The organism is Hymenobacter siberiensis (assembly GCF_018967865.2).
GTDB lineage: Bacteria > Bacteroidota > Bacteroidia > Cytophagales > Hymenobacteraceae > Hymenobacter > Hymenobacter siberiensis.
On the sequence record NZ_JAHLZY020000001.1, the window covers coordinates 1,809,269 to 1,823,512 of the forward strand.

Sequence of the window (14,244 nt, forward strand, 5' to 3'; positions counted from 1 at the left end):
GTTAAAGGTAAAACCCCAACAATAAAAAAGGCCAGAAGCATAAGCTTCCGGCCTTTTCCAATCGTCCACAAAATCCGCGAAGTCCAAAAAAATCCGCGCTAATCCGTGGTCTATTTGCCGTCTACTTCTTCGTAGTCGACGTCGGTGACGTGGTCGCCGGCCGGCTGGCCCTGGCCGCCATCAGCCTGGCCGTCGCCGCCGGGGAAGCCCCCGCTGGGCTGGCCGCCTTCGGCCCCACCAGCAGCATACATCTCTTGCGAGGCAGCCTGCCAGGCGGTGTTGATGGCCTCCATAGCGGTGTCGATGCGGGCCAAATCTTTCGATTCGTGGGCCGATTTGAGGTCAGCCAGTGCGCCTTCGATGGCGGTTTTGTTGCCACCGCTCAGCTTCTCACCATACTCTTTCAGCTGCTTCTCGGTCTGGAAAATCATCGAGTCGGCCGAGTTCATCTTGCTGATGCGCTCGGTTTCGGCTTTGTCCGACTCAGCGTTTGCGGCGGCTTCATCACGCATGCGCTTGATGTCGTCATCGGTCAGGCCCGAGCTGGCTTCGATGCGGATTTTCTGCTCCTTGCCGGTGCCTTTGTCCTTGGCGGTTACGTTCAGGATGCCGTTGGCATCGATGTCGAAGATTACCTCAATCTGCGGCACGCCACGGGGCGACGGCGGGATGCTGTCGAGGTGGAACTTGCCGATGGTGCGGTTCTGGTTGGCCAGCGGCCGCTCGCCCTGCAGTACGTGGATTTCCACGGAAGGCTGGTTGTCCGAAGCCGTCGAGAAGGTTTCTGATTTCTTGGTCGGGATGGTCGTATTCGACTCGATGAGCTTGGTCATCACGCCGCCCATCGTTTCAATGCCCAGCGAAAGGGGAGTCACGTCGAGCAGGAGCACGTCCTTCACTTCGCCGGTCAGTACACCGCCCTGGATGGCGGCACCGATGGCTACTACTTCGTCGGGGTTCACACCTTTCGAAGGCTTCTTGCCGAAGAACTTTTCCACTTCCTCCTGGATGCGGGGAATACGGGTCGAACCACCCACGAGGATAACCTCGTCAATGTCCGAAGTGCTCAGGCCGGCGTCGGAGAGGGCTTTTTTCACCGGGTCCATCGAGCGGCGCACGAGTTCGTCGGCGAGCTGCTCAAATTTAGCGCGGCTCAGCTTCACCACCAGGTGCTTGGGGCCCGAGGCCGTAGCGGTGATGTAGGGCAGGTTGATTTCGGTTTCGGTCGAGCTGGAGAGCTCTACTTTGGCTTTCTCGGCAGCTTCCTTGAGGCGCTGGAGGGCCATGGGGTCGTTGCGCAGGTCGAGGCCTTCGTTGTCCGACTTAAACTGGTCGGCCAGGAAGTTGATGATGACCTGGTCGAAGTCGTCGCCGCCGAGGTGGGTGTCACCGTTGGTGCTCAGTACTTCAAACACGCCATCACCAAGCTCCAGAATGGATATATCGAACGTGCCACCACCGAGGTCGTACACGGCAATTTTCTGGTCTTTGTGCTTCTTGTCGAGGCCGTAGGCCAAAGCGGCGGCGGTGGGCTCGTTGATGATGCGCTTCACGTCGAGGCCGGCAATGGCACCGGCTTCTTTGGTGGCCTGACGCTGGGCGTCGTTGAAGTAAGCGGGCACCGTGATAACGGCTTCGGTTACGGGCTGGCCGAGGTAATCCTCAGCGGTTTGCTTCATTTTCTGGAGCACCATGGCCGAGATTTCCTGCGGCGTATAGTTGCGGTCGCCAATTTTCACGGCTACGGTGCTGTTGGCACCGGCTCCCAACGCGTAGGAAACGAGCTTCTGTTCGGCGGACACCTCGCTGAAGTTGCGGCCCATGAAGCGCTTGATGCTGGAGATGGTGTTCTGGGGGTTGGTCACGGCCTGGCGCTTGGCCGGGTCGCCCACTTTGCGCTCGCCCTTGCCCCCGTCGAGGAAAGCGACGATGCTGGGGGTGGTGCGGCGGCCTTCGCTGTTGGGGATGACAACGGGTTCGTTGCCTTCCATTACGGCCACGCACGAGTTGGTGGTGCCGAGGTCAATGCCGATTATTTTGCCCATGAGGAGGGTGTGTTGGTTAAGAAGAGTGGAATATGTCAGGTTCAAAGCAGCTTTCCAGCCGCTATCAAAGGATTACAAGCAACGTACCAGCGTCGTTTTGGTGACAGATTGTCACCGAATCAGGGGCCGGGCGGGGGTTTATCCGACGCGGTGGCTGGGTTTGGTGCGGACGGGTGTAGTTTCCCTGACAAGGGGACGGAAAGAGCGGCTGCTGAAGTTTCAGCAGCAACTCAAGCATTATTTCTTCTCTGGCGCAACTAAGAAAGTGCGAAGCATATTGTTCGGTGATTGATATACCGTAGGCTCCACTACATCTCCTACTTCAAAAGCGGGGCGCATATCAGAAAGGTTGGATGCTATCTGATTCAAAAGCTCCGCTTCTGCGTCTAGATTCCATTCATAGGAATTAGGAAGTAAAGGATTAGAAAGAGAGACAATTTTTAATGTTGACTCGGATACAACACTTGCATCAGCTTTTAACCACAATTGTCCTTTATGTGCAAGCATAGGGAGATGCAAAGGGTATGTAAATTCTGAGTCGATATGTTCAGGTAAGAATTCGTCTAAGAAATAGGTCAGTATCTCCGAAAGATTCTCTGGCCCACCAATTCCATTAAACATGATGCGGAAAAATTGCTTAGATTGTCGCGAGCCGGTCAAAAAACGAACAGAACTCTAACCTCGCTCCAGGCACTTTCTTTGGATTGCTATCGACAGCATATAAGCATTTTTCCCGCATCAGCACTATTGAAGCTTCCATCTTTAACAGTGCATCCAATCCAGTTTGTAGGGCTGCGCTCAATCAACTTGTACTCTAGTTGCGCATTGCGCAAACATGTGTCTTCCAAATTGATTTTGACATCCCATCCAGGGTTGTCTAAAGTTGAAATTGAAACTCCGTATTTGTGTTCCCAATCTCCGTCACAGTGAATAGTATACCAGCGTTGAAGGCGTTGTAATAATTCCATGCAGCGAATAACGACGAATCGGGTGACTTACCGCCCCAGAAACGCCCGCGTCTGCCGCTCCCAATCCGCTGGATAGCGTTTCCAGTACGGTTCGTGGCCCACGTTATGAAAGTCGTGGCGGGCTTTGGGGCCGGCGAGGTGGGTGAAGATGGCCTCGGTTTCGGTGCGGGTTACGCGCGGGTCGGCGGTGCCCCAGAGCAGGAGGGTAGGCGTGTGGATTTGGCTGGCGTAGTGCTCGGCGTTGAGGCCGAAGGCCCAGAACCCGTTTTGCACGCCGCCCCAGAACACCAGCAAATCGGCCATCGGAAAGCCGGGGACGTGCATGGATTCGAAGCGGTTGTAGGCCGTCTGGCGCATGTTGCCGTAGGGGCATTCCAGGATGTTGGCGGTGGGGCGGATGCCAAGTTCGGCTTCGGCGCGGAGGATGGCTACGGCGCCCATGCTCACGCCATATAAAATCACCTCACCTGACGTCGGAACCTCACCCCCGGCCCCTCTCCAAAAGAGAGGGGAGCCTGACGGTTTACTTGTGGAGTCTTTTAGCCAGTGGAATGTAGCCGCCACGTCATCAGCTTCGTGGTAGCCCACGGTGGTGCGGAAACCGGCTGAATTGCCATTGCCGGCCTGGTCCACGAGCAGCACGTTGTAGCCGAGGTGGCGGAAGTAGCCGGCCTCGTGGGTGAGGTGCGACTTGCTGCTGGTGTAGCCGTGAAACAGGGCCACGGTGCCGCGCGTCTGGCCACTGTCGGGGCGGGCCAGCCAGGCTTCGAGGGGGCCGTTGGGGCTGGCAATGGTTACGGTCTCGACCGGGAAGCTGGGTTTGGGGCCGTTGTGGGGCTTGGGGTTGCGGATGCCGGTGAGCAGCAGCCACACCTTCCGGCCGGGGCCGAGCTGCTCGGGGTTAGGCGAGTGCAGGCCGGGCTCGTTGGAGAAGTGGGTGAACCGCCAGGCGTGGAAGAAGGCTACGGCATTCATGGCCCCGAAGGCAGCGAGCAGGAGTAGTAACAGCCAGCGGTGGCGGGAGCGTTGCTTCATCTTCTAAACTAGAAACGCCGGGCAGCCCCACTTATTTTGCGCAACAAATCCACTTCAGCCGCCGTGAGCTCGCGCCACTTGCCGGGCTGTAATCCGACCAACTCCAGTGGCCCGATGGCCGCCCGCACCAGGCGCAGGCAGGGCAGGCCCACGGCGGCGCACATCTTGCGCACCTGGCGGTTCATGCCCTGCGAAATGCGGATTTCCAGCCAGCTGGCGGGAATGCTGGCCCGGTAGCGAATAGGAGGGTTGCGGGCCCACAGGCCGGCCGGCTCGGGCATTTCGACCGCCTCGCCGGGGGCGGTTAGGCCTTCTTTTATCGGCACGCCGCGCCGTAGCTGCTGTAAGGCTTCATCTGTAACGGTGCCTTCCACCTGCGCCCAGTAGGTTTTCGGGACCTTGAATTTGGGGTCGCTGAGGCGGTGTTGGAGCTGCTTGTCGTCGGTGAGCAGGAGCAGGCCTTCGCTATCGAAATCGAGCCGGCCCACGGGGTACACGTCGGGCACGGGCACGAAATCCTTGAGCGTGGCGCGGCCGTGCTCATCGGTAAACTGGGTGAGGACTTCGTAAGGCTTATTGAGGAGGATATAACGCATAGTAGCGCGGACTTTTAGTCCGCGAGTAAGAACGGTACGAAGGCGCGAACTGCCGGGAAATGCGGCGCGGTCGCGGACTAAAAGTCCGCGTTACTCCCACCAGCGCGACTTCGGCAGCGCAGCCCCCAAAGTTACCGGTTCGCCCAGGTGCGGGGTGGTCATCACCTGGCCCAGGCGCGTGGCCTCGGCGGTGGCACGGGTCACGGGTTCGTTCCAGGCGTGGAGCGATTCGGTGAACGCGCCCCAGTGCACGGGCAGCATCACGGCGGCGCGCACGTCGCGGGCGGCCTGCACGCTTTGCTCGGGCACCATGTGAATGTCGGCCCAACTCTCGTTGTACTGTCCGCATTCTACCAGGGCCAAATCGAACGGCCCATACTGCCGGCCGATGGCGGCAAAATGCGGCCCGTAGCCGCCATCGCCGGTATAGAAAACCCGCTTGGCAGGCGTTTGCACCACCCAGGAGCACCAGAGCGTGGAGTTCCGATTGGTGAGGCCCCGGCCCGAAAAGTGCCGGCTGGGCGTGCAGCGCAGCGTGAGGCCGGGCAGCCGCACGCTGTCGCCCCAGTTCATTTCGGTGATGTGCGCCGGGGCCACGCCCCACGCCCGTAGGTGCGGCCCAATGCCCAGCGGCACGTAGAACCGGCCCACCTTGTCCTTGATTTTGCGAATGGTTTCGTAGTCGAGGTGGTCGTAATGGTCGTGCGAAATCAGGACGGCGGCGATGTAGGGCAGCTTCTCGGGCGTAATGGCCAGCGCGGGGTTGTAGCGCTTGGGCGTGGCCCAGCTCACGGGGCCCATTTTCACGCCGAGCATGGGGTCGAGCAGAATGTTCTGGCCCGCTATTTCGAGCAGGCTGGCCGAGTGGCCGAACCACGTGACGCGCACCATTTCGGGCGTTTTTTGGGTGATGGCCAGCGAATCGAGGGGCTGCTGGGGCAGCGGGCCGGGTGGGGCGGCCTGGGGTGATTTATGAAACAGGAATTTCCACATCACCGCCGGTATGCTGCTGCCCGTCATTTGCCGGGTCGGAATCAGGTTCACAAATTGGCCCGCTTGCGCATTGTAATGGCCCGATTTGGCGTAAATGGCCCGGTCGGCTTTGGTAGGCGTGCCGCCCAGCTGCGGGCTGAGGCCCGTGAACGCTACCACTGCCACTAGCAGGGTGCCGAGAATGCCGCCGGTTGTCACAAGGAATTTTTTTAGGGGTTTGGGCACAGGGAAAGTTAAAAGTTAGGTGTTAAGAGGGAAGAATTGGGGAAAGCCGCGCCATCCGGTTTCGACCCTTCACTTTCAACGCCTAATGCTTAACTGATTTGGCCTGGGCCAGCGCCACGATGTCGCGCACTTCGAGCACCGGTTTGGAGTAGCCGAAGTCGGCCGCGTTTATCATGGCCCGGCCTACCTCCTGCATGGTACTCACGAAGTTCGGGGCCAGCTTGCGGGCCATGGGATAGAGCCAGGCAATGGCCCCGTACCACTTGAGAATGTTTCGCTGGCCGGTAGTAGCTTTCATAAAGCCCGGCCGGAACATGTAAGTGGCGCGGAAGGGCAGGGCCAGTAGCTCGTTTTCGGTGCGGCCCTTCACGCGGGCCCAGTGCTGGCGGCTGGTTTGGCGGCTGTCGGTGCCCGCGCCGGATACGTATATGAACGTAAGCTCCGGGTTGAGGCGCAGCAGGGTTTTGCCCACGGCCAGCGTCATGTCGTGGGTGATGCGCTCGTATTCTTCCTTCGAAATGCCCACCGATGACACGCCCGCGCAGAAAAAACAGGCATTGTAGCCCGTCAGCTGGCTTTCTACGGCGCTGAGGTTGGATAGGTCAGGCACCAGCAGCTCGGCCATTTTGGGGTGGGTGCGGCCAGTGGGCCTGCGCGTGAGCACCAGTACGTGCGCCACGACGGGGTTCTGCAGGCATTCGAGCAGAACGCCCTCGCCCACCATGCCGGTGGCTCCGGTGAGAATAACTCGTAGGTTCATGTTGGTTCGGTGATGTAGGAGGGAAGACGTAGCGGCAGCTGCTTTGCTTTATTGAATGTGCGGTAAGCTTTAGCTTGCCGTCTGTTTCATGCACTCAAACTCGCCACGGTAAGCTAAAGCTTACCGCACAGTTACACGCTGCCCGAATACTTCCGCACGGCCCATTCTACCGTCAAAAAGCCCAGAATCACGAAGAAAATCCACTTCAGATTGATTAAATCCTTCAAATCTTCCTCGGCCGTAATCACCGGCTTGTAGTTAGCCTTGATGATGTCCTGGGCCAGCTTGTCCATTTGCGCCGGGTAGTACAGCTGGGCGCCGCTGCGGCGCGCGATTTGCGCCAGCAGGTTGTGGTCGGCTTTCGACTCCAGGGCTTCCAGGGGCTGCGCCTGCACCAGCAGCTCGCCCGCATCCTGCTGGGGCTGGCCGCCCAGCGTAGCGCGGGCCTGGATGCGGTAGCGGCCGGCTGGCAGCGGCCCCAGGTGCAGGGGCGAGCCGTCCTCAGGGTTGGCGAAAGAAAAACGGCGGACTTGCTTTTTTTCGTCGGTTAAAACCAAGTCGATTTGCTGGTTGTAGAGGCGCTCGAAGACGGCATTGTAGGTTTCAGCCCCAAGGGTCACGTCGTCTTGGGTGCCGAATACGTCCTGCGTGGGGTACACGTCGAGGCGCTTTTTGTTGGCATTCTGGGTGAGGAGCTGGAGCGTCCGGATAACGAGGCGGTCGTAGGCTTCGGGCTTGTTGTCGTGCTCCACGGCTTCCTGCAAGCGCCATTGCCAGCTGCCATCGGTGAGCAGCGTGGCCTGGCGGCGGTCCGTTGGGCCCCCAAAAACCAGCAGGGGCTTTTGGGTGGGCACGCGGCCCACGCGCTGCCAGAGCGCGGCTTCGGCCCCGGCCCCAAGGCGGTAGTCGCCAAACGGCACCGGCGCGGGTGGGTACTGCGCAAAGCGGCGGGCCGATTCCTCGTCCGTCGCAAACCGGGCGAAGCCGGGATTGGGTACGGGCGTCACCTCATCGGTCTGCGCCCCGCGCGGTTGAATGGTGAGGCCCGCGCCCAGCTGGTTGTAGGCCGGTAGGTCCGACTGTGCGCCCAAAATGTAGAAAGCGGGCGTTTTGCGGGCTTTCACCTGGGCCAGAATCTCGTTGCCCAGCCCGCCCTGGGCCGGTAGCTGGTGCAGAATGGCCACGTCGAAATCGGCATCGGCCCTGAGCGGCTGCACGCCGGGCAGGGCCAGGGTGAGGTCGAAGTTGTCGTTGGCCAGAATGGCGGCGCGCAGGGCTTTCAGGTCGGGGTGCGGGGCCGCGCCGGCCAGCAGCACGCGCAGCTTGCCCTTCACGACTTCGATGAAGGCCGTGCGCTGGTTGTTCAGCTCGGTAAACTCGTCGGGCTGGGGCACAATGCGCACCTCGTAGCGGCGCTTGCCGGGCGCGGGCGCGGTGAGCTGGAAGGTAGTGCGCACCCGCCGCCGGCCGGCGGGCAGGGCCACGCGGTGGCTGTCGAGCACGCGGCTGCCCTCGCGCAGCTCTATCGTGGCCGCGCCGCCGGCGTAGCCTTCGAAACCCAATTCAGCCTCAATGGGAAATTTATTGCCGCTGAAGGCCACGCGGTTGTAGGTGAGGCCGGTCAGGCGCAGGTCGCGCTTGGGCACGGTGTCGCCCACGGCCACGGTGTAAATCGGGAAGTTGAATTCCGAATAAGCGGGGCTGCGGCCCTGGTTCACGAGGCCGTCGCTGAGGAGCACCACGCCGGCCAGGTTGCGGCCGTCGTAGGCCTCGCGGGTGCTGCTGAGCAGCTGGTCGAGGTCGGAAGTGGCGGCGGAAAAGCGCAGCGAATCAGGCCGGTCCGGGCGGCCAGGCGCGGGCGTCAGCGTTCGGGTTTCGATGGTGAAGCCTTTGCCTCTTAGGGTTTCGGCCAGCCGGGCGAGGCTGGTGGTGGCCTGGCCCAGCACGTTTTTGGGGGTGAACAGCTCCACCGACTGCGAGTTATCGATGGCCAGCACCAGCGTGGGCGCTTCGGTACGCGTGGTGGTGGTTTTGATGAACGGGGCCAGCAGCAGGTAGCACAAAAAGCTCACTACAGCGAAGCGCAGGGCGGCCAGCGCGTAGTTGCGCTGCTTGCTCCACGGGGCTTTGGCCGAGTACTGCAGGGCCGCGTAGCCCGCGCCCACGGCCAGGCAGAGCAGGATAAACCAGGAAGAATAGGAAGTAGTCAGCAAACGAAAGTCGGATTGAATCAGGGCTAAAGGTCGGCCCGCGCCGCCAAAGTTTCGGCCAGTAGCCGGCAGCAGCGGAAGTAGCCGGGGGAGAAGGCGTGCAAAAAGAGCAAACTTACCCGACGAAATTACGGATTTCGGCCTGCTAAGCTTGAGCCGTTGTTTTCAAGTGTTAAAAAATAAATAATTGAACATTAATTCATATATATCGTAACTATGATTTTTCCCGTCAAAAACCAATTTTTGGCTGATACAATCATCTCGACTACTGCGTGTTATTCGGTTTGTCTGCCGTGAGCAGTCCGGTAAGCACCGTAGTGCGGTCGAAAGTGAAGTCGATTATTAGGTTCTGTTAAACAGGGTATTAGGTGGTGCCTTATTGCTGGTTTTTCACTCTTGAGCCCTTTTGTAGGACGAAAACCAACCAGCAACGAGCAACCAGAAACGAGCTGAAATACCTGGCATAAGAGCGACCGGTGTAAAATCAGTTACTAATTTGATTCCCATTCGATTGGGAAGGAGAATTGAAGTCTGCATAGATTCAATTTGCTAGTACGCACTACCTGCAGCCACCGGCAGGAACGGACCTGCCTGGCCCAGCTCTTTGCCGGGCAGTATGAAAAATCAGTTGTTAAATACTTGTCGGCTGCTCATGGGCGCAGTGCCCGGCAGGCTGTGTGCGGCTACTACTACCCCGCGTTTTTTCTGCTGTGCCGATTTGGCCTGGTTGTCAGAGCCCCACTGGCATGGGTATGCTCCTGCGCATCGGGTAGCCGGGTGGGCCACTTGAAGGGTGTCGGGGAATAGCTCGACCGGTCGTGCTCCGGCACGCGCCTGCCATGCGAGGCAGGGTATTTTATTGCCTGATGAATAGGTGCTTAACTGACTTTTTTACCTGTGATATGCTTTTGCTATGCTAGTCAACTTTCTCCCTCCGCGTTGCAGTACCAATTATCTGCTGAAGCTTTTGCTGGTTGTGGGCCTGCTGCTGCCCGCCGCGCCAGCATTGGCACAAACCCGCATTTTGTTTGTGGGCAACAGCTTTACGCACGGTAACCTTGCCCCGGTGCTGAACTACAACACCGCCGCCGTGACGGACGAAAACTACGGACTGCCCACCAGTTCTCCCCGACACGAAAGCGACGACTCGGGGCCTTGGGGCGGTGTACCGGGCATTTTCAAGAAGTTCACCGACGAGGCCGGGCTGGCCTATGAAGTGCACATCGAGGCCATCAGCGGGGTAGACCTGACCTACCACTACACCAATGCCCTCATGGTTATCCGGCAGGCCCAATGGGACAAAGTAGTGCTGCAGGAATTAAGTACGGGGCCGTTGCCGGCGAACAAAGGCGGCAATCCGGCCGATTTTTTTACCTATTCCACGCAGCTGGAGCAGGCCATTCATTCAGTGAATGCCGCCTCAAAAATCTACCTGTACCAAACTTGGGCGCGCGCCGACCTGACGTATCCCGCCGGCCAACCTTATTCGGGCCAGCCCATTACGGCCATGAGCACCGACCTGCACAATGCCTATTACCAGGCATTTGCGCAGAATGGGCGTTTCGAAGCGGTGGCTCCCGTGGGTGATGCCTGGCAGTTGGCCATGCAAACGGGCGTGGCCATGTCCAATCCCTACACGCCCACGGCCGGGCAGCTCGACTTGTGGTCCAGCTACTTCCACGCCAGCAAATGGGGCTCATACCTGAGCGCCTGTGTGTTGCTTCAACAAATTACGGGGGTTGACCCACGCTCCCTGGGGGCCGGGGAACTCGCCGCCGCCGACCTGGGCATTGCGCCGGCCGATGCCGTGGCCTTGCAGCAGGTGGCCTATAACCAGGTGAGCGGCAGCACTAATCCGACCACGTACTCGCTCACGGTCGCTGCCACCGGCAGCGGCACGGTGAGCAAGAGCCCGAACCAGGCGGCATATGCCAGCGGCAGCAGTGTGACGGTAACGGCCACCCCAGCGGCCGGCTTTCAGTTCAGCGGCTGGAGCGGCGACGCCTCTGGCACCACCAACCCCCTGACGGTGACGATGACGGCCAACAAGAACATAACCGCCACTTTCACCGCTGCCCCGGCCGCCAGCTACACGCTGACCACCAACACTACCGGCAGCGGCACGGTAGTGAAAAACCCGAATCAGGCCACTTACCCCAGCGGCAGTACGGTGAGCCTGACGGCCACGCCCGCTGCCGGCTTCACCTTCGCCAGCTGGAGCGGCGATGCCACGGGCAGCACCAATCCGCTCACGGTGACCATGACGGCCAACAAAAGCATCACGGCCACCTTCACCGCCGCACCGGCCGGGCAAAGCGTGACGAGCTACACCCTGGTGAATGCCGACACGGGGGGCGACATTCAGGCCCTGGCCCCCGGAACCACCCTCAACCTGGCTACCTTGCCAACTATTCGCCTGAACATTCGGGCCAATACCAACCCGGCCACGGTGGGCAGTGTCGTTCTCGTCCTCGGCGGGGCCGCGGCCCGGAACCAGACCGAGTCGGTAGCGCCCTACGCGCTGTTTGGTGACAACGGCGCTGGCGTTTATAATTCCTGGACGCCGGGAGTCGGCAACTATACCCTCACGGCTACGCCTTACACCGCTGGCGGTGGCGGGGGCACGGCTGGCACGCCCCTCAGCATCGGCTTCAGCGTCACAAACCAGACGGCCGCTGCCAGCTATACCCTCACCATCGGCACGGTGGGCAGTGGCACGGTAACGAAAAACCCGAATCAGGCCACTTACCCCAGTGGCAGCACAGTAAGCCTGACGGCCACGCCCGCCGCCGGCTACCAATTCAGCGGCTGGAGTGGCGATGCCTCGGGCACAGCCAATCCCTTATCGGTGCCAATGACCGGGAATAAAAACATCACGGCCACCTTTACCGCCACCCCAGCCACGACCTACACGCTGACGGTGACCACGGTGGGCAGTGGCACGGTAACAAAAAACCCGAATCAGGCCACTTACCCCAGCGGCAGCACGGTGAGCCTGACGGCCACAGCCGCTGCCAGCTTCACCTTCGCCAGCTGGAGTGGCGATGCCACGGGCAGCACCAATCCGCTCACGGTGACCATGACGGCCAACAAAAGCATCACGGCCACCTTCACGGCTATTAGCGGCACGGGCTTAGTGTTTTACCGGGCCTTAAATATCAACGGCAATGCACTAGTGCTCGACGGTCAGAATTGGGAAGCCGCCACGGGGGCGGCCAACTTCACCGTCACGGGCACTCGGTTTGCGAATCAAAATATCCCCCTTAATCCGGCCACCGATGCCCCACGGGCCAGCATGATTCGCTCGTCAGTGTATGGCCCCAGCCTCGATGCGACGCTGCGCAATGTGCCGGCGGGCACCTACGTCGTGTATGCCTATGTGTGGGAAGACAACAACCCGGAAATCTTCGATGTGCGCGTGCAGGGCCAGCTGGTGCTGTCTAACTACAACAGCGGGCCGGCCGGCAGCTGGAGCCGGCTGGGGCCTTACACCACCACCGTTGCCAGCAATGGCACGTTGGTGGTGAGTACCGCCGGTGGCTATGCCAACCTCTCGGGAATTGAAGTGTGGCGTCAAAATGCCGTCGGCGCAGCCAGAACCGCCCTGACGCCTGATTCCGGTAGCCTGGCGCAGCCATTCGCGTCAGCCGGCAGCCGCCTGCCCGAAGACCGGTTGAGCGGCCCTGCAGGCGTTGCCACGCCCCAGGTATACCCCAACCCCACCAGCGATGGCCGGTTGTGGGTGCTGCTGCCCAATAATTTCCAGGGACCGGTAGCGTACTCGCTGGTGTCGGGCATAGGTGCAACGCTGGCGAGTGGCCAATTGGCAGGGCCTGCCCAGCAGCTCGATTTCTCCCGCCAGCTAACTGCTTCCGGCCTGTATTACCTGCTGCTAAAGGGCCAGAACCAGCGTGCCCAAATCAAGCTGGTGCGGCCTTAACGAGTCAGTACCGTCACCAGCTCGGGACTATTGAAAATGCTGACCGGCGAAATCACGGTTTCGTTCAGCGGCAAGCTGTCGTCGTACCGCTCGCGCAACTTGGCCTGCACGGCAGGGTGGCTCAGGTCGAAATCGCGCAGGTGCTGGAGCTGCCCCAGCCGCCGGCCGAGCCCGCGCTCATACACTTTCCAGATAAGCTCGGAGCAATAAATCCGGTCATCGGACCAGCCGAAATACAAGTCGTAATTGTGCCCCAGCATGGGCCGTCCGGCTGCTTTGAGGCGGGCCAGCGCGGCGGGCGTGAGCACGGCTTCGGCATCGCGCAGCCGCTTGGTCACGAAGTGGCCGCCCTGGCCCCGCGCCACCCAATCGGCCAGTGGCGTGCGCTTCACCGGCTGCACGGCTTCGAACACCTGCCATTTACCTTCTTCCTTATACACGATGCCGCAGTGGCTCCAGGCCGAGTGCGTGGCCAGCTGAATGGCCCGGCTCTGAGCTGAGAGGGAGGTATGGAAAATCAGGTCGCCGTCGCGGAGCTGGGGCGCGATTTGGGTGGTGGCGGCTTCAGCGGCGCGGTGGCTCTGGTAGCGGAGCAGGCGGCGGTGCAGGCGCGGGTAGGCGGCGATGGCGAGGGCCGTAAGGAGTAGAAAGGGGAGGAGGAGCCAGCGTTTCATTGCCCGGTTTCTTCTGCTTCTTCAGCGGCTTCTTCTTCGTCGGGGTCCTCCCAGGTTTCCCAATCGTCTTCTATCGTTTCCCGCCATGCAGTCCAGCCATAGTTCAACTGGAATAACCCGTTAACCGAAGCATCCAACTCAACGATGTGGTCCAGGCAGACTATTTTCAGGTCTGCTACATCGGTGGTGGTATCGCACAGAAACTGCCAGTCTCCATCCGTTTCGTGCGACACCCGAAGAATAGGGGAGCCTTCCAAAACCTGGCGGGTTGTGTAAACGCCTAATTTGCGGTCCTCCCGAAACTTGAAATCGTTCTCGCGGTCAAGCAAGGGCTGCGCTGCTTTCCAATCAGGGTTAAAATTTTCATCCCAGGGATAAAGCGCATTTTTGTCTGGCCAAACGATTTGCAAAGCCGGGAAATCCCAGCTCTTATAAAACCATGCGGCATACCCAAAGTAGTCCTGATAACGGGCTCCATCCACGGTTACGAATCGTATATCGAAGCCTTCCAGAAAATTGGGGTAGCCGATGCCTTGGTCGGGTTGCGGCTGCTTATCCAGCAAGCGCTTTCCCTCCCAAAGCACCGAATGCAATAAATCCAACCCGAAGCCAAAGCAGATTAGCTCCGGATAACCGTACGTCTTGTATAGCCCAATTGTGTAGGCGAAGCTGGGCGAATACCCATCGCCGTTGAACAGCGCCACATGAAACCCATGCTCCTTAATGTCGCTGAGAATCCGCTTTTCGGCAGCTGTGTTGTGTTCTGCGTGTTCTTCCGGCGTGGCCATTGCTTTTCCC

The 14,244-nt window shown here is 60.0% G+C and carries 11 protein-coding genes; 1 reads left to right on the forward strand and 10 read right to left on the reverse strand.

Translation table 11 applies throughout. The annotated features are described in order from the left end of the window. Positions 1 to 110: 110 nt before the first annotated feature. The 8 genes from dnaK to KQ659_RS08035 all read right to left on the reverse strand — a co-directional run bounded on the left by dnaK (position 111) and on the right by KQ659_RS08035 (position 8,835). Positions 111 to 2,045 carry a molecular chaperone DnaK gene (dnaK, locus tag KQ659_RS08000; RefSeq protein WP_216689267.1) on the reverse strand — a complete coding sequence of 645 codons (1,935 nt, stop codon included), beginning with the start codon at positions 2,043 to 2,045 and terminating at the stop codon, positions 111 to 113. Between the two features lie 237 nt (positions 2,046 to 2,282). Then, positions 2,283 to 2,666 carry a hypothetical protein gene (locus KQ659_RS08005; RefSeq protein ID WP_216689266.1) on the reverse strand — a complete coding sequence of 128 codons (384 nt, stop codon included), beginning with the start codon at positions 2,664 to 2,666 and terminating at the stop codon, positions 2,283 to 2,285. Between the two features lie 86 nt (positions 2,667 to 2,752). Next, a complete protein-coding gene (locus KQ659_RS22080) occupies positions 2,753 to 3,013 on the reverse strand; it encodes an immunity 53 family protein (RefSeq protein ID WP_216689265.1) in 261 nt (86 codons plus the stop codon). Positions 3,014 to 3,040: 27 nt separating this feature from the next. Further along, on the reverse strand, positions 3,041 to 4,048 hold the full coding sequence (locus KQ659_RS08015) for an alpha/beta hydrolase (protein ID WP_216689264.1): 1,008 nt from the start codon (positions 4,046 to 4,048) through the stop codon (positions 3,041 to 3,043). An 8-nt stretch (positions 4,049 to 4,056) separates the two neighbouring features. Beyond that, positions 4,057 to 4,644 carry a pseudouridine synthase gene (locus KQ659_RS08020; RefSeq protein ID WP_216689263.1) on the reverse strand — a complete coding sequence of 196 codons (588 nt, stop codon included), beginning with the start codon at positions 4,642 to 4,644 and terminating at the stop codon, positions 4,057 to 4,059. A gap of 90 nt (positions 4,645 to 4,734) precedes the next feature. After that, positions 4,735 to 5,862 (reverse strand): MBL fold metallo-hydrolase, encoded by a 1,128-nt coding sequence (locus KQ659_RS08025; protein ID WP_216689262.1) that lies wholly within the window; start codon positions 5,860 to 5,862, stop codon positions 4,735 to 4,737. Positions 5,863 to 5,944: 82 nt separating this feature from the next. Beyond that, a complete protein-coding gene (locus KQ659_RS08030) occupies positions 5,945 to 6,622 on the reverse strand; it encodes an NAD-dependent epimerase/dehydratase family protein (protein WP_216689261.1) in 678 nt (225 codons plus the stop codon). Between the two features lie 131 nt (positions 6,623 to 6,753). After that, the gene (locus KQ659_RS08035; RefSeq protein ID WP_226929886.1) at positions 6,754 to 8,835 is read right to left on the reverse strand and encodes a VWA domain-containing protein; all 2,082 of its coding nucleotides are present in this window, start codon (positions 8,833 to 8,835) and stop codon (positions 6,754 to 6,756) included. 973 nt (positions 8,836 to 9,808) lie between these two features. Between KQ659_RS08035 and KQ659_RS08040 the strand changes: the two genes are divergently transcribed. Next, entirely contained in the window at positions 9,809 to 12,772 is a 2,964-nt protein-coding gene (locus KQ659_RS08040; protein WP_226930117.1) for an InlB B-repeat-containing protein, read from the forward strand. Here KQ659_RS08040 and KQ659_RS08045 read toward each other — a convergent pair. Continuing rightward, the gene (locus KQ659_RS08045; protein ID WP_216689259.1) at positions 12,769 to 13,446 is read right to left on the reverse strand and encodes a YiiX family permuted papain-like enzyme; all 678 of its coding nucleotides are present in this window, start codon (positions 13,444 to 13,446) and stop codon (positions 12,769 to 12,771) included. The two genes, KQ659_RS08040 and KQ659_RS08045, sit on opposite strands and share 4 nt — an antisense overlap. Then, positions 13,443 to 14,234, reverse strand: a complete 792-nt coding sequence (locus KQ659_RS08050; RefSeq protein ID WP_216689258.1) for a DUF4262 domain-containing protein — start codon at positions 14,232 to 14,234, stop codon at positions 13,443 to 13,445. The genes KQ659_RS08045 and KQ659_RS08050 overlap by 4 nt, the downstream gene beginning before the upstream one ends. Positions 14,235 to 14,244: the final 10 nt, after the last annotated feature.